We start from the raw sequence: 19,920 nt of genomic DNA, 5'->3' as shown, positions 1-19,920 counted from the left end.
CGGAACGGCCCGGTGTCCGAGCCCGACAAGTACCGCATCCGATCACCAGTACATCGACGACCAGCACACCGAGGGACCAGTGGAACAACGCAGAATCCGGCTAGCAGCAGTGGGCGACGAACTCCTCGCGGGGCTCGGTGATCCTCGTGCCCTCGGCTGGTTCGGTCGCGTGATGGCCCGCACCAGGCCGGACAACGCGACGGTGGAGGCCTACAGCCTCGCGGCACCCGGCGAGGGGACCGAGGCCCTTGCCAACCGCTGGCTGCAGGAGGTCGGGCGGCGCTTCGGGGACGGTCTCGAGAACCGCCTCGTGATCGGCCTGTCCGACCGCGACCTCGACCTCGAACTGTCGACGGCGAGGAGCCGCCTCAACCTCGCGAATATCCTCGATGGTGCTTCGCAGACGAACGTCAAGGTCCTCGTCGTCGGCCCTCCTCCCGGCCTCGATGCGGAGCGGAACAGGCGCCTCGCCGATCTCTCGGCAGCCTTCGGCGACGTGACCACCCGGCGCAAGCACGTCTTCGTCGACACCTTCACCCCGCTGCTCGCCCACGAGCAGTGGCGCCATGATCTCGCCGCCAATGGCGGCACGCCCGCGCAGGCCGGGTACGGCCTGATCGCCTGGCTCGTCCTGCACCGCGGTTGGTTCCAGTGGCTCGATGTGCCGGCGCCAGAATAGATGAGCGCACACCGCTGAAGCCCCGGAGACACGCCGTCTCCGGGGCTTCTTTCATTGCCCGGGAAGCGCATGTTTCGCCCAGGTAACAAATGGGTTATCACTGGTTCACTGAGTGTCCGGAGGCAACAATCCTTCGCTATGCTGTCCGAGTGTGATTGCCGTCACTGCCGCAATCCGCCTCGGGGGACATCACTGCGTCCCCCGCGCCAAGCACAGTAAGGACTATCGAATGCGTAATAAGCGCACCATGACGCTCGCCGCACTGTCCATCGGGGCACTCATGCTGAGTGCCTGCGGATCCGCGGGTGGAACTGCCGAGACCCCGGCATCGGAAGGCGCCACGGAGGATCTGGCGACGACGATCAACATCGCGATCAGCCAGGCACCCACCGCCTACAACGGTGGCACGGCCGCAACCAACGCCGTCTACAACACCTACGTGGACAACCTCACCACCAGCTCGTGGGTCGCCTTCAATGCGGAGGGCAACCTCGAGAAGAACGAGGAGTTCGGCACCTACGAGAAGACCAGCGACGATCCCCTCACCGTGAAATACACCATCAATGAGGATGCTGTCTGGTCCGACGGAACCGCGATCGACTTCGATGACGTGCTCCTGCAGTGGGCCGCCTTCTCGGGCACCCATCCCAGCGGCGAGACCGATCCGGAATCCGGCGCCGAGGCGGACCTCTTCCTGGCATCCTCCACCAATGGTTTCGGCCAGATGGAGATGCCCGAAGGCGAGCCGGGCGCCAAGGAATTCGAGGTCGTCTACAGCGAGCCCTACGCGGACTGGGAGTCCGTGATGTCGACCGCCCTCATGCCCGCGCACATCGCTGCGGAGCAGGCCGGCCTGTCGGCCGAGGGCGACGGCGCGGAACTCGTCGAAGCCATCCAGAACGATGACCGCGCGGCGCTGACCCCGGTGTCGGAGTTCTGGAACACCGGCTGGAACTACGAAGCCGACCTCCCGACCCTCCCCGACACCGCGATCCTTCCCTCATCCGGCCCCTACGTCCTCGACAACGCGGCCAACGGGACCCTGACGCTCGTCAAGAACGACCAGTACTGGGGTGAGGAGCGTGCCGGCAAGACCGACACGATCGTCTTCAAGACCGTCGTCGACGAGGAAGCCGTCCAGGCCCTCCAGAACGGCGACGTCGACATCATCGAGCCCTCCAGCCCGACCGTCGACACGAAGACCGCGCTCGAGCAAATCGGTGAGACCGTGACGGTCGACACCGGTCAGTCCCTGACCTTCTCGCACGTCGACCTCGACCAGCGCCCCGGCGCCGTCTTCGAGGACCTCAAGGTGCGCCAGGCCTTCGCCAAGTGCATCCCGGTAGCGGACATGGTCGACAAGTTCGTCACGCCGGTCGACCCGGAAGGCTCCGTGCTGAACCTGCACGAGTACCAGCCTGCGCAGGCCGACTACGAGACGGTCCTCGAAGGCGCTCCCGCCGCCGAGAGCGACGGCGTCGCCGACATCGAGGGTGCCAAGGCGCTCCTCGCCGAGGCCGGCAAGACCGAGCCCGTCAAGGTCTCGATGATGCACGCATCGACGAGCCAGCTGCGCGCGGACCAGGTCGCCCTCATCAAGGACAGCTGCGACAAGGCAGGCTTCGAGATCACCCCGCAGCCCGAGGCCGAGTGGAGCGCCAAGCTCTCCCAGCCCGGTGCCTGGGATGCCGTGGTCTTCGGTTGGGCCGGTTCCGGCCTGGTCGCCTCCGGTGAATCCATCTACGTCTCCGGCGGCGAGCAGAACTTCGGCGGCTACACCGACGAAGAGGTGGACCGTATCTGGAGCGAGATCGTGACCAACACGGACACCGAGAAGGTCGTCGGCCTGAAGAGCGAACTCGAGCAGCGCCTTGCCGAGACGCAGTACAACGTGGTGCTCTACGCCAACCCGAACATCGCGGGCTACTCCTCGAAGCTCCAGGGCGTGGAACTGAACCCGACGCAGACCGGCATCACCTGGAATGCCTACAGCTGGACGAAGCAGAACTGATCGCCTCTTCCGGATGAGCATGAGGACGGGCAGGCCCTCGGGCCTGCCCGTCCCTATGCCCGGCACAGCTACAGCCTGCACCGTTTCCTAGGAGCCCCCACGTGTTCTACTTCATCGTCAAGCGAACCATCATCTCGTTTTTCATCATGCTCGCAGCGACCACGCTGATGTACTTCCTCACGATTTCGTCGGGTGACCCCTTCGAGGACCTCGGTGAGGCGAGCGGCCCGGAGAAGGCCGCCACCATCGCAGCGCGTACCGCCGCGATGAACCTGGACGTGCCACCCATCCCCCGCTACTTCCTCTGGCTGCAGGACGTCGGCCACTGCCTCGTCCCGGGCGGCGTGAGCTGCACGCTCGGGCTGGACCGTACAGGAGCAGCCGTTCTGCCCCAACTCGAGAACGCCGTCGGCTCGACGCTGCGCCTCGTCGTCGTCGCCACCGTCCTGGCACTCGTGCTCGGCGTGGTCGTGGGTATCGTGACGGCGATCCGGCAGTACAGCACCTTCGACTACTCGGTCACCTTCATCTCCTTCCTGTTGTTCTCGCTCCCCCTGTTCTGGCTCTCGACGCTGCTGAAGCAGTACCTGGCGATCGACCTGAACACCTGGCTCGCGAATCCACAATTCTCGTATCTCACGATCGCCCTGATCGGGGTGGTCGCCGGCGTGATATGGGCGGTCGTCGTCGGCGGTGACCGCAAGCGCAGGCTGACGGTCTTCGCCATTGCCGCAGTGGCGACGGCGCTTGCCCTCTACCTCCTCCTCGTGTCCCGCTGGTTCGTCACCCCGGGCCTCGGATTGGTCGGCATGCTGGTCTCGGCCGCAGGCATCGCTGTCCTCTGGACCGCCCTGCTCGCCGGCTTCCGCCGTCGTCGTGTCCTGCACGCCGCCCTCGCGGCAGCGGGCGTGGGATTCGTCGGCTACCTCGTGTCGATTCCCCTCCTGGCGGATACCAACTGGCTCATCGTGCTGGCACTCGTCGTCGTCCTCGCGGTGGTGTCCTATCTCGTCGCCGGCGTCGTGGGCGGCCCGTTCCGTGCGCAGGCAGCCAAGATCGGAGCGGTCATCGCCGTCTCGGTCAGCCTGCTCATCGTCGTGGACCGCCTCCTCCAGGCCTATCCGACGCTCTCGGCAAAGGCCGGTGGCCGGCCCATCCCGACGACCGGCTCCCAGTCCGCCAACCTCGCCGGGACCTTCTGGGAGATCAACCTGGATTACGCACTGCACCTGATCCTGCCGACCATCGCCCTGACGCTCATCTCGTTCGCGACCTACACGCGGTACACCAGGGCCAGTCAGCTCGATGTCATGAACCAGGACTACATCCGCACCGCGCGGGCCAAGGGCCTCAGCGAGCGGACCGTGCTGGTCAAGCACGCGTTCCGCAACGCGATGATCCCGATCACCACCCTGATGGCCTTCGACTTCGCGGGCGTCCTCGGCGGCGCCGTCATCACCGAGCAGGTCTTCGGCTGGAACGGCATGGGCAAGATGTTCGTCGACGGCATCCAGAACGTGGACCCGGGGCCGGTCATGGCCTTCTTCCTCGTCGTCGGGACGGCCGCCGTCCTCTTCAACATGCTGGCGGACATCGCCTACGCGTTCCTCGACCCCCGCATCACCCTCAGCTAGGACCCGATCATGAGCAATCACCAGAACCCGCGGGACGATTCCCGCTCGTCTGTCGAATTGTCCGAGATGACCCTGCAGAGCCAGGACACGGACATCGCGACCGCCGCTCCGACACGGGCGCAGACGGACCGCATCCGCACCACCGAGGCCAAGAGCCAGGGCCGTCTCATCAGGGAGCGTTTCTTCCGGCACAAGGGAGCCCTCGCCGGAATCGCACTGCTGGTGCTGATCTTCCTGCTCGCCTTCAGCTCCATCGGTTTCGCAGGCATTCCGGGTTGGTGGAACAAGGACTACGACGTCCTCGCCGCCCGGTTCAACGAGGGCCGTCCCACGCTCACCCTGTGGCCGTTCAGCCTCGGTGAGCATCCTTTCGGGCAGGACGTCCTCGGACGCGACTACTTCGCCCTGACGATGCGCGGAACGCAGACATCGCTCATCATCGCCTTCATCGTCGGACTCGTGGCCATGGTCATCGGCACCACGGTGGGGGCCCTCGCCGGCTACTTCCGTGGCTGGACCGAGGCATTCCTCATGCGCATCACCGATGTGGTCATCACCATCCCGACGGTCGTCATCGCGGCGGCGGTCGCCGGAATCGTCGCCAAGGCGGGCATCATCCCCTTCGCGGTCTTCCTGGGCATCGTCACGTGGACAGGACTCGCCCGGCTGGTGCGCGGCGAGTTCCTGTCGCTCCGGGAGAAGGAGTTCGTCGAGTCCGCCAAGTCGGTCGGCGCGAGCTCGTTCCGCATCATCTTCCGGCACATCCTCCCGAATACCGTCGGGGTCATCATCGTCTCCACGACCCTGGCCATCTCCGGAGCCATCCTGCTCGAGACCGCCCTGAGCTACCTCGGCCTCGGCGTCGTCTCGCCGGATACCTCGCTCGGCAAGGCCATCAATGACAACCGCTCGGCCCTCACGGTGCGGCCGTGGCTGTTCCTGTGGCCCGGAGCGTTCATCATCGGCATCGCCCTCGCCGTCAACTTCATCGGTGACGGCCTGCGCGACGCATTCGACCCCAAGCAGACAAGGGTGAAGCAGTAATGGCAGCACACAGCTCGGTCATCATGACGGACGAACAGGCACCCGTCGGGAGCGGACCCATCCTCGCGGTGAAGGGGCTCGGCGTGGATTTCAACGTCGACAACGAGTGGGTGATGGCCGCCGAGGACGTCTCCTACGAGATCCACCCCGGCCAGATCCTCGCCATCGTCGGGGAGTCCGGATCCGGCAAGAGCATGTCCTCCATGGCCCTGCTCGGCCTCCTCCCCCGCAACGGACGCTCGCACGGCAGCGCGAAGATGCTCGGCAAGGAACTGATCGGAGCACCGCAGGGCACGCTCCGCCGCGTGCGCGGAAACGAGATCGCGATGATCTTCCAGGAACCCATGACGGCGCTGAACCCGGTCCTGACGGTCGGCGAGCAGATCCGCGAGGCGGTCGAGCAGCACACGGAGCTTTCGCCGGCCCAGGCCAGGAAGCGCGCCATCGAGCTGCTGCGCATGGTGGAGATCCCTGAGGCCGAGCGCCGCTACGACTCCTTCCCGCACCAGTTCTCGGGCGGCCAGCGCCAGCGTGCAATGATCGCCATCGCCCTCGCCAACGATCCGATGCTCCTGATCGCGGACGAACCCACCACCGCGCTCGATGTCACCGTGCAGGCCGAGGTCCTCGACCTGCTGCGCAAGCTCAACAAGCGGCTCAACAGCGCCGTGCTCCTCATCACCCACGACATGGGCGTGGTCGCCGACCTCGCGGACCACGTCATCGTGATGGAGCGGGGCAGGATCGTCGAGGCCGCGCCGACGGCCCAGCTGTTCGCGGCCCCGGCCGAGGCCTACACGAAGCAGCTGCTCGGCGCCGTCCCGCACCTGGGTTCCAAGGTGGGCGGTGTCCTCACCGACGTCGAGGTGGTCGACGGGCACCTGAGCATCCACGAGGAGTACGCGGAGGCAGCACTGCGGGCGCGGGAGACACATACGGCTTCCGGCGTCGTACCGGCGCTGGAACTCACGGATGTGGACATCGAGTACCCGGGCCGGTTCCGGCAACCGCCCTTCAAGGCGGTGTCCGGTGTCTCCCTGACCATCAACCCCGGTGAGGTCCTGGGCCTGGTGGGCGAGTCCGGATCCGGCAAGTCGACCATCGCGCGCGCCGTGACGGGACTGATCAGGACCTCCGGCGGAAGGGTGAGGATCGGCGGCACCGACATCACGGACCTCAGCGCGCGTCAGCTCCTGCCGCTGCGCAAGAAGTTCGCCATCGTCTTCCAGGATCCCGCGGCGTCCCTCAACCCGAGGATGTCCATCGGAGAGAGCATCGGCGAGCCTCTGCTCCTTCATCAGAAGCTGGGCCGCGGGGCGCTCGACAAGCGGGTCGCGTCCCTGCTGGAGGATGTGCAGCTGCCGGTCGCCTTCCGCAACCGGTACCCGCACGAGCTCTCCGGCGGTCAGCGCCAGCGCGTCGGCATCGCCCGTGCGCTGTCACTGCAACCGGACCTCCTCGTGGCCGACGAACCGACGTCGGCGCTCGACGTCTCGGTTCAGGCGAAGGTGCTGGAGCTCCTGCAGGAGCTCCAGCGGGAACGCGGATTCGCCTGCCTGTTCGTGAGCCACGACCTCGCCGTCGTCGAACTCCTGGCGAGTCACATCGCGGTGCTCAACAAGGGCAACCTGGTGGAGCAGGGCAGCACCGAGCAGGTCCTCAAGTATCCGCGTGACCCGTACACGCGCCGCCTGCTCGCAGCAGCGCCCGTGCCGGACCCTGCGATCCAGTCGTTGCGGCGGGAGCAGCGCACCGCCCTCCTGGCGGCGGGCTCGTCCGAGTAGGACGATCCGGCAGGAACGACGAGGAACCCTCCGCGCACGGAGGGTTCCTCGTCTGCATCTGCGCCGTCGGCCGGGTCAGTGACGGAAGACGATCTTTCCGAAGACGTCACCGGCCAGCATGCGCCGAAACCCCCGGGCAGCATCATCGAGGGGCAGGACCGTGTCGATCACGGGCCGGACACCGGTGGCCACGAGGAAGCGCGTGAGCCGCACCAGCTCCTCCCGCGTCCCCATCGTCGAACCGAGCACGCGCAGCTGGAGGAAGAAGACCCGGTTGAGGTCGGCGGAGGGCGCGGAACCGCTGGTAGCTCCGCACGTCACCACCGTCCCACCGGGCACGAGGGACTTCAGGGAGTGGGCCCACGTCGCCTCACCCACCGAATCGAAGACGACGTCGACGCGCTCGGGGAGCCGCGCACCGTCCTCGAACGCCTGGTCGGCGCCGAGCTCGAGCGCCCGCTGCCGTTTCTGCGCGCTCCGACTCGTGGCCCAGACGCGGAAGCCCGCTGCCGAGGCCAGGGCGATCAGGGCGGACGCGACTCCGCCGCCGGCGCCCTGCACGAGGACGGTGGCCCCGGGCGCGGCCGGAGAGACCGTGAAGAGCATGCGATAGGCGGTGAGCCAGGCCGTGGGCAGGCAGGCCGCTTCCTCGAAAGTGAGCTCGGGAGGTTTCGGGACGAGGTTCCGCTCGGGAACCCACACGTAGTCGGCCATCGTGCCGGGGTGGCGCTCCGACAGGAGCGAACGCTTCGGGTCCAGGGTCTCGTCGCCGCGCCACTTGGGCGAGGACACCACGCCGTGTACGATCACCTCGTTGCCGTCGTCGTCGACACCGGCGGCATCACATCCCAGGACCATCGGCAGCCTGTCCTGCGACAGTCCTACTCCCTTGAGCGACCAGAGGTCGTGATGGTTGAGGCAGGATGCGACGACCCTCACCCGCCGGAAACCGACGGGCGCGTCCGGGAGGTCCAGGTCTCCGACGGTGAGCCCGGCGAGCGGATCATCCGCGGACTGGGTGGCTACGTAGGCGGCGCGCATGCACAAGCTCCTTCGATCATGGATGATCCTTCAATCCTAGGGGCCGGCCGTGCCGCGAAGGAGGTGGCCCTGATCGGTGGAGGCAGGCTGTTTAGGTGACGCCCACCGCCGTATGGGAGACTTGGGTGCAGTTCTGCACGACTACAGTGCCGGAAGAAGAAGGAGGCAGCCATGAGCAAGCGAGCACGCAAGCGTCGCGACCGCAAGCGCGGAGGCGCAAACCACGGTAAGCGCCCCAACGCCTGAGTTCAGGCCTTGAAAGCATGGTGGTAGCACCAACGACAGAACCTCCGGCCCGTCAGGGTTCCGGAGGTTCTGTCGTTCAACCGTGTATTCGCCGAGATGCTCGCCGAAGACGCGACCTCGAGCTATTGAAGGTCAGTGGTCTGCCGTCTTGAGCTGGCTGATGCGGTCGAGGATGCTCGCCTTCAGGGTCGATGGCGCCACCTCGGTGCAGGATCGCTTGACGACGGACCGGATCACGCACTCGAGATCATGCTCCTCGGCGCACTCCGGACAACCGTTCAGGTGGTCCTTGATCTCCACCAGGTCCTGGTGTGACAGGGCACCGTCGAGGTACTCGTACAGCCGCTCGATCCTCGAGTCGGCGCAATCGCCCATACTCTCGCAATCGCTCATTTCTTCATCTCCTGTTCCTTGCCCGCTGCCCCAGGTGCAACCCGCTTCTTGGCACTCGCACCTGCGGTGGCACCGAGGCCCCGCTCGTGCGCGTACTCCGCGAGGAGCTCGCGCAGCAGTTTGCGCCCGCGGTGCAGCCGGGACATGACGGTCCCGATGGGCGTATTCATGATTTCCGAAATCTCCTTGTACGCGAAGCCCTCGACGTCCGAGAAGTAGACCGCGAGCCTGAATTCCTCGGGAATGGCCTGCAGCGCACTCTTCACATCGGAGTCCGGCAGGTGGTCCAGTGCTTCGGCCTCGGCGGAACGCAATCCCATGGAGGTGTGCTCCGCGGCCTTGGCGAGCTGCCAGTCCTCGATGGTGTCCGAGTGGGACTGCAGGGGCTCGCGCTGCCGCTTGCGGTAGAGATTTATATAGGTGTTCGTGAGGATGCGGTACAACCACGCCTTCAGATTCGTGCCCGGCTTGTACTGGTGGAACGCCGAGAACGCCTTGGTATAGGCCTCCTGCACCAGGTCTTCCGCATCACTGGGATTGCGGGCCATACGCATGGCGGCAGAGTAGAGCTGATCGACGTACTGCATCGCGTCGCGCTCGAAGCGTGCCTTGCGGTCGGCTTCCGACTCCGTCGACACGTCCAACTGTGCATCTTCGGCCTGGCTGCTGCCTGCGGGGGCTGTTGTATTCATCGAGTCGAAGTCTACTCGTCCGCCCTGTCGCGGCGCCGTGGTGCCGCCCCGCTGGATCGACGTCGAGAGCTGGAATCCTGGTCTGTCGACCGCCGCGGTCTGTAGCACCGTCATCCGTGCGACCCTTCTTCCGTTGCGAGTTTCCGTACACCTGCTCCAACCTCGTCCCGGAGCCTTCTATTCCTGTCGTCCATTCCTGAGGGGGATGCCGGCCCTGCGGTGCAGCTCCCTGTCCCGCAACCCCGCGGGCCGGCCCGGTCCCGGATCGCACCGCTCCGGCGAGGCGTGTAAAACTAGACCCAGCGTGCTTCGTATCCGTCGAATCAACCCCCGGCAGAGCTGTCGGGCCCCAGGAGGCAGTTGTGACCCTTGTCCGCGTTATAGCCCGACCCATGATCGCCAGCAGCTTCGTGTTCTCCGGGATCGACAGGCTGCGCAATGCCGGAGCCACGGCCCCACAGCTCAAGCCCGTCCTCGCGTCCATCACCAAGGTGGTCCCGTCCGCCGCCGCCGTGACCGGCAACGAGAAGCTGGTGGGCCAGGTGCTCGGCGCTACGCAGGTAGGAGCCGCGCTCCTGCTTGGCATCGGCCGGTTCTCCCGCGTCGCCGCCCTCCTGCTCACGGTGACGGCCACGGTCAACGCCCTCGTGGACTACCGGTCGGCCGATGCCTCCACCCCTGCGGGCAAGAAGGCCCGCCGGTCGCAGCTGCTCAAGAACCTCTCGCTGATCGGCGCCGTGCTGCTGGCCACCGTCGACACGAACGGCCGCCCTGGTATCGCCTGGCGCGCAGAGCACCTCGCCATCGGCGCGAAGAAGAACGCCGCGGGCCTCGGCAAGGACGCACGCAAGCAGTTCAAGAAGGCCGACCAGGCCGTGCGCAAGACCGCCGCCGACGTCGTCGGTTCTTAAGCTCCATGGCATCGTCCTCAGGCGGGGTGTCCGGCCAGTCCAGGTGGCAGGCACCCCGCCTGACGCGTCCCGTCGATGCGGAGCTCGCGGTTCCCGGCTCCAAATCCCTCACCAATCGCTACCTGGTGCTCGCGGCCATCGCCGATGGCCCCTGCGTCCTCCGCAGGCCGCTGCACTCCCGCGATTCCGCCCTGATGATCTCCGCCCTCCGGTCGCTCGGCGCGGTCATCGATGAGATCCAGGGCGACGGCGACTTCGGACCGGATCTGCGGGTGACTCCCCTGCAGGGTGATCAGGACACCGCCGCGGTGCGCGCCGTGAACTGCGGCCTCGCCGGCACCGTCATGCGTTTCGTCCCGCCGCTCGCGGGCCTGGTGTCCGGTACCACCACGTTCGACGGCGATCCGCATGCCCGCAGGCGCCCCATGGGCGGCATCGTCGATGCCCTGCGGGGCCTCGGGATCGCGGTGGACGACGGCGGCAGCGGATGCCTGCCGTTCAGTATCGAGGGGAAGGGCCACGTGCGGGGCGGACGCCTCGTGATCGACGCCTCCGCGTCCTCGCAGTTCGTCTCCGCACTCCTGCTCGTCGGCACCCGCTTCTCCGAGGGCTTGCACCTCGAACACGTCGGCAAACCCGTTCCAAGCCTGGATCACGTCCGCATGACGGTCGAGACCCTCCGGTCCCTCGGCGTCGTCGTGGACGACTCCGTGCCGAACCACTGGCGTGTCTCCCCCGGCTCCGTCCCTGCGTTCGACGTCGCCGTCGAGCCCGACCTGTCCAACGCCGGGCCCTTCCTCGCTGCCGCGGTGGTCACCGGCGGCACGGTCCGCGTTCGCAACTGGCCCGAGGGCACCACCCAGGTGGGTGACCAGTGGAGGCGCATCCTCCCCCTGATGGGGGCGACGGCGAGCCTCGACGGCGACACCCTCACCGTCACGGGCGGTGCCTCGATCTCCGGCGGCACGTTCCCCGACACCTCCGAGCTCGCGCCCACGGTCGCGGCCCTCTGTGCGCTGGCGACGACGCCGTCGACCCTCACGGGCATCGCCCACCTCCGTGGACACGAGACCGACCGGCTCGCAGCACTCGCCGCCGAGATCAACGGACTCGGAGGGGATGTCGAGGAGACGGCGGACGGCCTCGTGATCCGGCCGGCTCCCCTGCACGGCGGTGTCTTCCATACCTACGAGGACCACAGGATGGCGACGGCCGGGGCGATCATCGGCCTCTCGGTCGACGGCGTCGAAGTCGAGAACATCGGCACCACGGCCAAGACCATGCCGGAATTCCCCGAACTGTGGGCATCGCTCACCGACACCGCCGGCAGCGCCGGCCTGGCTGACACAGGTGCCCGCGCATGACCGAAGCCGGCAACCGCCGCGGATCCCGTTCCTGGGACGAGTCCGACGTCCGGATCCGCCCCAATAAGAAGGGCACCCGCCCCCGCACCAAGAACCGCCCCGCCTACGAGGACGCCGTGACAGGTCGCGTGGTGACGGTAGATCGCGGGCGGTACACCACGGTCGTCGACGAGGACACCTCCGACGAGCGGATCGTCGTGGCCGCGCGAGCCCGGGAGCTGCGGCGCAACGCCGTCGTCGCCGGTGACCTCGTGGCACTCGTCGGGGATCTCTCCGGCGGACCCGACTCACTGGCGCGGCTGGTACGGATCGAGGAGCGGCGCACCGTCCTGCGGCGGAGCGCGGACGACACCGATCCGGTGGAGCGCGTCGTGGTCGCCAACGCGGACCAACTGGTGATCGTCGTCGCGGCCGCCAACCCGGAGCCGAGGACGGGCTTCATCGACCGCGCTCTCGTGGCCGCCTACGACGCCGGCATCGAACCTCTCCTATGCATCACCAAAGCCGACCTCCGCGACCCCGCGGCTCTGCTCGCGAACTACGAGCATCTCGACCTGCGCGTGATCATCAGCCGGACCGACGAGAGCGTCGGCATCGAGGCCACCTCGGACGACGGCGAGTCCGCCCGTCTCTCCCACGGGGCGGTGGACGCCCTGCGCGACGAGCTCGACGGTCAGGTGAGCGTGCTGCTCGGCCATTCAGGCGTGGGCAAGTCCACCATGGTCAATGCCCTCACCGGGTCCACCCGCGCCACGGGCGGCGTCAATGCCGTCACGGGCCGGGGGCGCCACACGTCGTCGTCCGCCGTCGCCCTCAAGGCCGCCGACGCGGCACCCGGCACCTGGATCATCGATACGCCCGGCATCCGGTCCTTCGGACTGGCGCACGTCGATGCCGACCGCATCCTGAAGGCGTTCCCCGACCTCGAACCCGGGACGGAGCGCTGCGAGCGGGGATGCAGGCACGATGACAACGCCGTCGACTGCGGGTTGGACAGCTTCGTCGCAGAAGGTCTCGCCGGAGACTCCGGACCCGTCCGGCTGGGCAGCCTGCGGCGGCTCCTCACAGCGGGGATCGTCGACCCGCGGGGCAACGCGCACGACGCGAAGGAACTCGGCCAGCAGTGACCCCGGGTGATGGCGCCGAAGGCGCGGTCACCGGAAGCGCGACAGAAGGATGCTAGACTGAGACCTGTTGTTGTTTGCGCATTAAATTTCAAGCCTTGACCCTCCACCTGGAGTTCGACAGCTTTTGACGATAAGCGGGTAACGAACACCACGATGAGCCCCGAACGTCGGAGGCTCTCCCAGGTAAGGATGTACAACATGGCTACTGGCACAGTGAAATGGTTCAACGCCGAAAAGGGCTTCGGCTTCATCGCTCCCGAGGACGGCGGCGCTGACGTGTTCGCCCACTTCTCCGCGATCAACTCGAACGGCTACCGTTCACTCGAAGAGAACCAGAAGGTCAACTTCGAGACCACCCAGGGCCCCAAGGGTCCCCAGGCCGAGAACATCACCGTTCTCTAATACTCCCCGTGCCGCTCTGCGGCGACGGATCGAAAGCCACCGTGAGGCGCAAGCCCGCGGTGGCTTTCTGCTGTCATCAGCCGTCCTCGCCCGCGCCCGAAGCGTCCGAAGGCCCGCCCAGACGATAGGTTGATCGGTATGAGTTTCACGCAGGGCTACAACGACGATCTTCGTCTGGCCCACATCATGGCCGATTCGGTCGACGACCAGACCATGTCCCGCTTCAAGTCACTCGACCTCCGTGTCGAGACGAAACCGGACCTGACGCCCGTGACGGACGCCGACAAGAGCGCCGAGGAGGCTATCCGTGGCCAGCTCTCGAGGGCCAGGCCCCGCGACGCCGTCCTCGGCGAGGAGTACGGCAGCACCGGCTCCGGGTCACGCCGCTGGGTGATCGATCCCATCGACGGCACAAAGAACTTCGTTCGGGGCGTGCCGGTCTGGGCCACCCTGATCTCCCTGATCGACGACGGTAAGCCTGTCGTCGGCTTGGTGAGCGCACCCGCACTGGGCAAGCGCTGGTGGGCAGCGGAGGGTACCGGCGCCTACACCGGCAAATCGCTCGCTGCAGCGCAGCGCCTCCGCGTCTCCAATGTCTCACGGCTCGAGGATGCGTCGCTGTCCTACTCCAGCCTGTCGGGCTGGCGCGAACGCGGCGCCCTGGCCGAATTCGTCAACCTCACGGATCGCGTCTGGCGCACGCGCGCATACGGCGATTTCTGGTCCTACTGCCTCGTCGCGGAGGGCGCCGTGGATATCGCGTGCGAGCCCGAACTCAAGCTGTACGACATGGCCGCACTCGTGCCGATCGTGACCGAGGCGGGCGGCCGATTCACCTCCCTCGACGGCGAGGACGGACCCTTCGGCGGTAATGCGCTTGCAACCAACGGCACCCTGCACAGTGAGGTCCTGCGCACCCTCAACCCCGATGTGGATGACCTCCTCTAGCAGCAGCCGCCACCCTTCCGGTCCTTTCGATGCCCGGGTTCGTACGGGTCCGCATCGATGAGGATCGGCCCGAAGCTCGACGAACAGCGCCGGCGGGACATGGCAGCCGCTTATCTGTCCGGAGCCGGCCGCTACGACCGCGTACGGCCCGGTTACCCGGAGGCGGTCACGGAGTGGCTGATCCCCGCCGGTGCCAGCCAGGCGGTCGACGTCGGAGCCGGAACCGGTCTCTTCACCCGCGCTCTGGCGGCACGCGGGCTCGAGGTGACGGCCGTCGACCCGTCGGAAGACATGCTGGCCGTTCTCTCGGCCCACTTGCCTGCAGTGCCCGTCGTCGTCGGTACGGCCGAACAATCGCACCTACCCGGGGCATCGGCCGACGTGCTCGCGCTGGCACAGACCTGGCACTGGTGCGACCACGATGCCGCGGTCAGGGAAGCCGCACGGGTGCTGCGGCCCGGCGGCCGTCTCGGCCTTGTGTGGAATCAGCTCGACGTCTCGGTCCCCTGGGTCCACCGGCTGTCGAGGATCATGCACGCGGGCGACGTCTTCTCTCCCGAGGATCGGCTATCACTCGGACCGCTCTTCGGCCCGCCTGAGGAACTCCTCGTGCGCTGGACGCAGCAACTGACGGTGCCCGACGTCGTCGACCTGGCGCGGTCCCGCAGCTATTACCAGCGGGCCACGCCCGCCGTGCAGACGCGGGTCGAGAGCAACCTGCGGTGGTACCTGACCGACTACCTCGCATTCCCGCCTCGGGCGGTCCTGCGCATTCCCTACTACACACACGCCTGGCGTTCATCCCTCCTCGGTACCTAGTTTTCGGCATGGCTAAACGCTAAATTTAGGTATGCCTCAACCCGAGCGTCGGTCATCCTGGAGGATACGCTCCGTATCCTGCTCCGCCGTCGTGCTGCTGCTGACGGGGTGCGTCGCCCATGCTGCGCCTGCGCCCGATCCGGATGAGCGGCTCCTCGTCCTGACTACCTTCTCCGTCCTCGCCGACCTTGCCGACACCGTCGGCGGCGGTCACGTGCGCGTCGAGTCGATCACCAAGGTCGGCGCCGAGATCCACGGGTACGAGCCGACGCCCTCGGACCTCGTCCGAGCGCAGGAGGCGGACCTGATCCTCGACAACGGGCTCGGGCTGGAGCGGTGGTTCGAGCGATTCCTGAACTCGGTCGACGCTCCGCACGTGGTGCTCTCCGACGGCGTCGAAGGTGTCGAAATCCGCTCCGGCGACTACACAGGGCGCGCCAACCCCCATGCCTGGATGTCACCCATCGCCGCCCAGACGTACGTCGACAACACCGTGGATGCCCTCTCCCGTCTCGCGCCGCAGTACACGGCCGAGTTCGAGCACAACGGCCGCGAACTCAACACCGAATTGGGCGGGATCCTCGCGGGTTTCAAGAAGGACATCGCTCACCTCGACGATCCCGCGCTCGTCAGCTGCGAGGGAGCGTTCTCCTACCTGGCCCGGGATGCCGGCCTCGAGGAGGCCTTCATCTGGCCCGTCAACGCGGACTCCGAGGGTACGCCCCGGCAGATCCGCCGTCTCATCGACTTCGTACGGGAGAACCGGGTGCCGACACTCTTCTGCGAGTCGACGGTGAACCCTTCCGCGCAGGAGCAGGTGGCCCTGGCCACCGGGGCCCGGCTCGGGGGGACGCTGTACGTCGATTCCCTCTCGGCAGCCGACGGGCCCGTACCCACGTTCCTCGACCTCCTGCGCTACGACCTGCGAACCATCGCGGAAGGACTCACCAGATGACGGTCCATCCTGTGCCGACAGGTTTCCCAGCGGGCGCACCGGTCCTCGACGTCCGGCACCTGACCGTCCGTTATGACGACGTCCAGGCACTCGACGACGTCTCGGTCACGCTGGCACCCGGCAGGATCTGCGGGCTCATCGGCGTCAACGGCTCGGGCAAGTCGACGCTGTTCAAGGCGCTCATGGGCCTGCTCGCCCCGCAGTACGGCAGCGTCGAGCTCTTCGGCCGGACCACCGCGAGCGCCAGGAAGCAGGGACTCGTCGCCTACATGCCACAGGCCGAGGAGGTGGACTGGACGTTCCCGGTGTCCGTCTCCGATGTCGTCGCCATGGGACTGTACGGACGTCTTGGTCCGGCGCGACGGCTGCGTGCTGCGGACCGCGCCGCTGTCGATCAGGCCCTCGAGCGGGTCGGCCTGACCGATCTCCGGCGGCGCCAGATCGGCCAGCTGTCCGGCGGCCAGCGCAAGCGCGTGTTCATCGCCCGCAGCATCGCCCAGGATGCCAAGTTGCTCCTGCTCGATGAGCCCTTCGCGGGCGTCGACCGGTCGAGTGAGCGCACGATGACCGCGCTCCTGCAGGACCTGCGCGACGAGGGCAGGTCGGTGCTGGTCTCCACCCATGATCTCGCCGGCGTCCCCGAACTGTGTGACGAGGCCATCCTGCTGCATCAACGAGTCCTGGCGCAGGGGGACCCGGCTGCCGTCCTGACCCACGGCAACCTCGCGCGCGCCTTCGGTCCCGTACCCCGGGCGGCCCCGCTCCCGCCAGCCGCCGCTTCCTCCCCCACCGCTTCCTCCCCTACGCCAGCCCCCGCTTCCTCCCCCGCGCAATCCGCCGCACCGGCCCCCGCCCCGATCGGAAAGCCCTGACATGGACGTGTTCGCCTTCATCCTGGAGCCGCTGCAGTACGGATTCCTCACGCGCGCCCTCGCCGTCACGGTCGCGGCAGCGGTCGTCGCCGCCGTGCTCTCCTGCTGGCTCATCCTCATGGGTTGGTCCCTCATGGGTGATGCCGTGTCGCACGCCGTCCTCCCCGGGGTGGCCCTGGCCTACATCCTCGGCATCCCCTTCTCGATCGGTGCCTTCGTGTTCGGCGCAGGTGCGGTGGCACTCATCGGAATCGTCCGATCCACGACCAAGCTGAAAGCCGACACCGTCATCGGGGTGGTGTTCACCGCACTCTTCGCCTCGGGCCTCGCCATCGTGTCCGCCACGCCCTCGCAGATCGATCTGATGCACATCCTGTTCGGGAATGTCCTCGGCGTTTCGACGGGCGACGTCTGGCAGGTCATGATCCTCGGCGTCGTGACGCTCGCGATCCTCCTGTTCAAGCGTCGCGACCTCACGCTGCTGGCCTTCGACCGCACCCATGCGCACGTCATCGGACTCAACACCCGGTTCCTGTCGGCCCTCCTGCTCGGGCTGCTCGCGCTGACCGTCGTCGTCGGATTGCAGGCGGTCGGAATCATCCTCGTCGTCGCCATGCTGATCACGCCGGGAGCCACGGCCTTCCTGCTGTCGCGGAGCTTCGACCGGATGCTCGTGATCGCCGTCGTCCTCACCGTCGCGGCGTCCATCGCCGGCATCTATGCCAGCTACTACCTGGACATCTCCACGGGCGCGGCCGTGGTCCTCTGCCAGGCGCTCGTGTTCACCGTGGTTTACCTGTTCGCACGGCCGGACGGCGTGCTGTGGCAGGCACGACGACGGCGGGTGGTGCGGACACATCCCGTGGAAGGGCGGGTCGCTGCCTCCAGCATGGCCCCGGTCCCTGCCTCTTCGGCGCGGGCGTCCGACGGCGCTCCGGCCGGAGACGCCTGATGGCCGGCCGGAAAGGTGCCGTCCTCAGCATCGAATCCACGAGCGTGCAGGACTACGTCAAGGCCATCTACACATTCACCGAGTGGCAGGGCGACGCCGTCACGGCGACCCACCTGGCTGCGCGCCTGTCGGTCGCTAACTCCTCCGTCACCGGCATGGTGGCCAAGCTCGTCGATCTCGGACTCGCCGTCCACCGGAAGTACGGCCCCGTCAGCCTGACGCCGACCGGGGAAGCCCTAGCCCTCGCCATGGTGCGCCGGCACCGGCTCATCGAGTCGTTCCTCGTCACGGAGCTCGGGTACAGCTGGGACGAGGTGCACGATGAAGCGGAGCTCCTCGAGCACACCGTGTCCGATGCCTTCATCGAGCGCCTCGACGCCAAACTCGGACGGCCCCGGCGGGACCCCCATGGTGATCCCATCCCGGCTGCGGACGGCACGGTCGAGTATCCCCGCGCCTATCGCCTCGACAACCTCGACGACGGCCATGCAGGGCGGCTCGTCAGGGTCAGCGACGACGACCCCGACGTCCTGCGGTACCTGGACCGACTGGGAATCATGCTGGGCGACGACCTCCGACTCACCCGCCCCGGCGCGGGCGTGCTGCTCGAGCTCCACGTCGGTGGCGATGCCGCGCAGCCACCCCTCACCATCGACGCCGGTCTGGCCAGCGCGCTGTGGATCGAGAGCGACGCACTGCACGAGGGCTGCGAGCTCGAAGATGCTGGACGGTGATCGAGCGCCGTTGCGCACCGGACGCGCTCAGGACCTATCGTCTAGTCGACACCGTTGCCCGGACATCGAAACTGTCGTCCCTTGTGGAAGCTCCGGCCGCCCCGATGTGACGCCGAACCGTTGCCCCTTCGCCCACGGGTGTCCTCCGCTTCTAGACTGATCGGAATGCTCGGCCCGGTTCTACCCGATACGCCTGGATGGAGATCCCGATGACCACTCTCGGACTTGAGGAGGAGTACCTGCTGCTCGAACCGCAGTCAGGACTGCCCGCCGACCGTGCCTCCGAGGTGCAGGGACTGCTCGAGGCCACGCCGGAAATCAGCCGGGAAGAGATCCAGCGGGAGCTGCTGTCCTGCCAGATCGAGACCGCGACGCCCGTGTGCGACACCCTCACCCAGGCCGAGGAGTCCCTGCTGAACTTCAGGCGCAAGTTCGCGGATGCGGCCGGCAGGACCGGATGCATCGGAGCCGCCACCGGGACGGCCCCGCGGATCCGGCAGGCGTACCCGGAGCTGACCGACAAGCAGCGCTACGAGGACCTGCGGGCCAGCGCTCCGGGCATCGTCGGTGACCAGTTCGTCAACGGGCTTCACGTGCACGTCGGCATCCCCGACCAGGAGCGCGGCGTTCAGGCCCTCAATCGCATCCGTCCCTGGATTCCGCTGCTGACCGCCCTCAGCGTGAACTCCCCCTACTGGCTCGGCCGGGACAGCGGGTTCGGCAGCTGGCGCGTGGTGCACTACCGACGATGGGCCGTGCAGGGCGTCGCCCCCTACTTCGCCGATGCAGCCGATTACGAGCGGAGGATCACCCGCCTCGGTGCCTCCGGTGCCATTCTCGACCGCGGTGTCCTCACGTGGGTCGCGCGGCTCTCGGATCACTACCCGACCCTCGAGCTGCGGGCCTGCGACGTCCAGCTCGAGGCCCAGGATTCGGTTCTCCTCGGGGCACTGACGCGGGCGCTCGTCGTGACGGCCCTGAATGATGCCGAGGCGGACGCCACACCCCTGATCCCGGACCCCGAACTCTTGGATGCAGCGCTCTGGCAGGCTGCGCGGGACGGACTCGGGCAGCACCTCGTGGACCTTGCCACTGCCGAGCCGGTCCCTGCGCATCAGCACCTCACTGCCTTCCTCGACCATGTAGGCGCGGCGCTAGAGGCGGAGGGCGACGGCGAATGGGTCCGGGCGGGGCTCGAGACCCTCTCCACGCGCGGTACCGGAGCGCAGCGCCAACGGAAGGCGATGCACGACGGCGGCATGCCGGCGCTGCTCTCGCTCTACGGAAATACCCTCACCGCCGAGCCCTAGGC

General features: G+C 67.4%; 20 protein-coding genes. 17 read left to right on the top strand and 3 right to left on the bottom strand.

Going from position 1 to position 19,920, the window contains the following annotated elements:
* The first annotated feature begins 79 nt into the window (after nt 1–79).
* The 5 genes from RCH21_RS01435 to RCH21_RS01415 all read left to right on the top strand — a co-directional run bounded on the left by RCH21_RS01435 (nt 80) and on the right by RCH21_RS01415 (nt 7,152).
* Nucleotides 80–679, top strand: a complete 600-nt coding sequence (locus tag RCH21_RS01435; protein WP_120147994.1) for a GDSL-type esterase/lipase family protein — start codon at nt 80–82, stop codon at nt 677–679.
* Between the two features lie 229 nt (nt 680–908).
* A complete protein-coding gene (locus RCH21_RS01430) occupies nt 909–2,690 on the top strand; it encodes an ABC transporter family substrate-binding protein (protein ID WP_120147995.1) in 1,782 nt (593 codons plus the stop codon).
* Nucleotides 2,691–2,791: 101 nt separating this feature from the next.
* Nucleotides 2,792–4,324 carry an ABC transporter permease gene (locus tag RCH21_RS01425; RefSeq protein ID WP_326962902.1) on the top strand — a complete coding sequence of 511 codons (1,533 nt, stop codon included), beginning with the start codon at nt 2,792–2,794 and terminating at the stop codon, nt 4,322–4,324.
* Nucleotides 4,325–4,333: 9 nt separating this feature from the next.
* The gene (locus RCH21_RS01420; protein ID WP_326962901.1) at nt 4,334–5,368 is read left to right on the top strand and encodes an ABC transporter permease; all 1,035 of its coding nucleotides are present in this window, start codon (nt 4,334–4,336) and stop codon (nt 5,366–5,368) included.
* Nucleotides 5,368–7,152, top strand: a complete 1,785-nt coding sequence (locus RCH21_RS01415) for an ABC transporter ATP-binding protein (RefSeq protein ID WP_326962900.1) — start codon at nt 5,368–5,370, stop codon at nt 7,150–7,152. The genes RCH21_RS01420 and RCH21_RS01415 overlap by 1 nt, the downstream gene beginning before the upstream one ends.
* A 75-nt stretch (nt 7,153–7,227) precedes the next feature.
* Here RCH21_RS01415 and RCH21_RS01410 read toward each other — a convergent pair whose 3' ends face one another.
* Nucleotides 7,228–8,193 carry a zinc-binding dehydrogenase gene (locus tag RCH21_RS01410; protein ID WP_326962899.1) on the bottom strand — a complete coding sequence of 322 codons (966 nt, stop codon included), beginning with the start codon at nt 8,191–8,193 and terminating at the stop codon, nt 7,228–7,230.
* Nucleotides 8,194–8,364: 171 nt separating this feature from the next.
* On the opposite strand from RCH21_RS01410, the gene RCH21_RS17135 reads away from it, so the two are divergent.
* Nucleotides 8,365–8,439 (top strand): 50S ribosomal protein bL37, encoded by a 75-nt coding sequence (locus tag RCH21_RS17135; protein WP_104061284.1) that lies wholly within the window; start codon nt 8,365–8,367, stop codon nt 8,437–8,439.
* 132 nt (nt 8,440–8,571) lie between these two features.
* On the opposite strand, the gene rsrA is transcribed toward RCH21_RS17135, so the two are convergent.
* Both rsrA and RCH21_RS01400 read right to left on the bottom strand, forming a co-directional pair.
* The gene (rsrA, locus tag RCH21_RS01405) at nt 8,572–8,832 is read right to left on the bottom strand and encodes a mycothiol system anti-sigma-R factor (protein WP_326962898.1); all 261 of its coding nucleotides are present in this window, start codon (nt 8,830–8,832) and stop codon (nt 8,572–8,574) included.
* Nucleotides 8,829–9,524, bottom strand: coding sequence for a sigma-70 family RNA polymerase sigma factor (locus tag RCH21_RS01400; RefSeq protein ID WP_442784657.1), 696 nt, complete (start codon nt 9,522–9,524; stop codon nt 8,829–8,831). Before RCH21_RS01400 ends, rsrA begins: the two co-directional genes overlap by 4 nt.
* A 362-nt stretch (nt 9,525–9,886) precedes the next feature.
* Here RCH21_RS01400 and RCH21_RS01395 point away from each other — a divergent pair, with 362 nt between their 5' ends.
* From RCH21_RS01395 to RCH21_RS01345, 11 genes are all read left to right on the top strand, one after another.
* Entirely contained in the window at nt 9,887–10,435 is a 549-nt protein-coding gene (locus tag RCH21_RS01395) for a DoxX family protein (RefSeq protein ID WP_326962896.1), read from the top strand.
* A gap of 5 nt (nt 10,436–10,440) precedes the next feature.
* Nucleotides 10,441–11,799: a 3-phosphoshikimate 1-carboxyvinyltransferase gene (gene aroA / locus RCH21_RS01390; RefSeq protein WP_326962895.1), complete on the top strand. Its 1,359-nt coding sequence runs from the start codon at nt 10,441–10,443 to the stop codon at nt 11,797–11,799.
* The gene (gene rsgA, locus RCH21_RS01385; protein WP_326962894.1) at nt 11,796–12,926 is read left to right on the top strand and encodes a ribosome small subunit-dependent GTPase A; all 1,131 of its coding nucleotides are present in this window, start codon (nt 11,796–11,798) and stop codon (nt 12,924–12,926) included. Before aroA ends, rsgA begins: the two co-directional genes overlap by 4 nt.
* Nucleotides 12,927–13,124: 198 nt before the next feature.
* Nucleotides 13,125–13,328: a cold-shock protein gene (locus tag RCH21_RS01380; protein WP_043446208.1), complete on the top strand. Its 204-nt coding sequence runs from the start codon at nt 13,125–13,127 to the stop codon at nt 13,326–13,328.
* Between the two features lie 138 nt (nt 13,329–13,466).
* Complete coding sequence (gene hisN / locus RCH21_RS01375) at nt 13,467–14,276, top strand: histidinol-phosphatase (RefSeq protein ID WP_326962893.1); 810 nt, start codon at nt 13,467–13,469, stop codon at nt 14,274–14,276.
* Between the two features lie 57 nt (nt 14,277–14,333).
* A complete protein-coding gene (locus tag RCH21_RS01370; protein ID WP_326962892.1) occupies nt 14,334–15,095 on the top strand; it encodes a class I SAM-dependent methyltransferase in 762 nt (253 codons plus the stop codon).
* 31 nt (nt 15,096–15,126) lie between these two features.
* Nucleotides 15,127–16,050: a metal ABC transporter substrate-binding protein gene (locus RCH21_RS01365; protein WP_442784642.1), complete on the top strand. Its 924-nt coding sequence runs from the start codon at nt 15,127–15,129 to the stop codon at nt 16,048–16,050.
* A complete protein-coding gene (locus tag RCH21_RS01360) occupies nt 16,047–16,922 on the top strand; it encodes a metal ABC transporter ATP-binding protein (RefSeq protein ID WP_326962890.1) in 876 nt (291 codons plus the stop codon). Before RCH21_RS01365 ends, RCH21_RS01360 begins: the two co-directional genes overlap by 4 nt.
* A 1-nt stretch (nt 16,923) precedes the next feature.
* Nucleotides 16,924–17,874 (top strand): metal ABC transporter permease, encoded by a 951-nt coding sequence (locus RCH21_RS01355; RefSeq protein WP_326962889.1) that lies wholly within the window; start codon nt 16,924–16,926, stop codon nt 17,872–17,874.
* Nucleotides 17,874–18,608 (top strand): metal-dependent transcriptional regulator, encoded by a 735-nt coding sequence (locus RCH21_RS01350; RefSeq protein ID WP_326962888.1) that lies wholly within the window; start codon nt 17,874–17,876, stop codon nt 18,606–18,608. Before RCH21_RS01355 ends, RCH21_RS01350 begins: the two co-directional genes overlap by 1 nt.
* Nucleotides 18,609–18,817: 209 nt before the next feature.
* Nucleotides 18,818–19,918 (top strand): carboxylate-amine ligase, encoded by a 1,101-nt coding sequence (locus RCH21_RS01345; RefSeq protein ID WP_326962887.1) that lies wholly within the window; start codon nt 18,818–18,820, stop codon nt 19,916–19,918.
* Nucleotides 19,919–19,920: the final 2 nt, after the last annotated feature.

The organism is Arthrobacter sp. PL16 (assembly GCF_035985055.1).
Taxonomy (GTDB): Bacteria; Actinomycetota; Actinomycetes; order Actinomycetales; family Micrococcaceae; genus Arthrobacter_D; species Arthrobacter_D cheniae.
The sequence above is the reverse complement of the archived record's forward strand: the minus strand, read 5'-3'. Positions and strand labels throughout refer to the sequence as shown.

Coding starts and splice junctions, on each gene's coding strand:
- RCH21_RS01370 (WP_326962892.1), top strand. CDS start 14,334: ATGAGGATCGGCCCGAAGCTCGACGAACAGCGCCGGCGGGACATGGCA.
- rsrA (WP_326962898.1), bottom strand. CDS start 8,832: ATGAGCGATTGCGAGAGTATGGGCGATTGCGCCGACTCGAGGATCGAG.
- RCH21_RS01355 (WP_326962889.1), top strand. CDS start 16,924: ATGGACGTGTTCGCCTTCATCCTGGAGCCGCTGCAGTACGGATTCCTC.
- aroA (WP_326962895.1), top strand. CDS start 10,441: ATGGCATCGTCCTCAGGCGGGGTGTCCGGCCAGTCCAGGTGGCAGGCA.
- RCH21_RS01430 (WP_120147995.1), top strand. CDS start 909: ATGCGTAATAAGCGCACCATGACGCTCGCCGCACTGTCCATCGGGGCA.
- RCH21_RS01420 (WP_326962901.1), top strand. CDS start 4,334: ATGAGCAATCACCAGAACCCGCGGGACGATTCCCGCTCGTCTGTCGAA.
- RCH21_RS01365 (WP_442784642.1), top strand. CDS start 15,127: ATGCCTCAACCCGAGCGTCGGTCATCCTGGAGGATACGCTCCGTATCC.
- RCH21_RS01345 (WP_326962887.1), top strand. CDS start 18,818: ATGACCACTCTCGGACTTGAGGAGGAGTACCTGCTGCTCGAACCGCAG.
- RCH21_RS01380 (WP_043446208.1), top strand. CDS start 13,125: ATGGCTACTGGCACAGTGAAATGGTTCAACGCCGAAAAGGGCTTCGGC.
- RCH21_RS01415 (WP_326962900.1), top strand. CDS start 5,368: ATGGCAGCACACAGCTCGGTCATCATGACGGACGAACAGGCACCCGTC.
- rsgA (WP_326962894.1), top strand. CDS start 11,796: ATGACCGAAGCCGGCAACCGCCGCGGATCCCGTTCCTGGGACGAGTCC.
- RCH21_RS01360 (WP_326962890.1), top strand. CDS start 16,047: ATGACGGTCCATCCTGTGCCGACAGGTTTCCCAGCGGGCGCACCGGTC.
- RCH21_RS01400 (WP_442784657.1), bottom strand. CDS start 9,524: ATGAATACAACAGCCCCCGCAGGCAGCAGCCAGGCCGAAGATGCACAG.
- RCH21_RS01350 (WP_326962888.1), top strand. CDS start 17,874: ATGGCCGGCCGGAAAGGTGCCGTCCTCAGCATCGAATCCACGAGCGTG.
- RCH21_RS01410 (WP_326962899.1), bottom strand. CDS start 8,193: ATGCGCGCCGCCTACGTAGCCACCCAGTCCGCGGATGATCCGCTCGCC.
- hisN (WP_326962893.1), top strand. CDS start 13,467: ATGAGTTTCACGCAGGGCTACAACGACGATCTTCGTCTGGCCCACATC.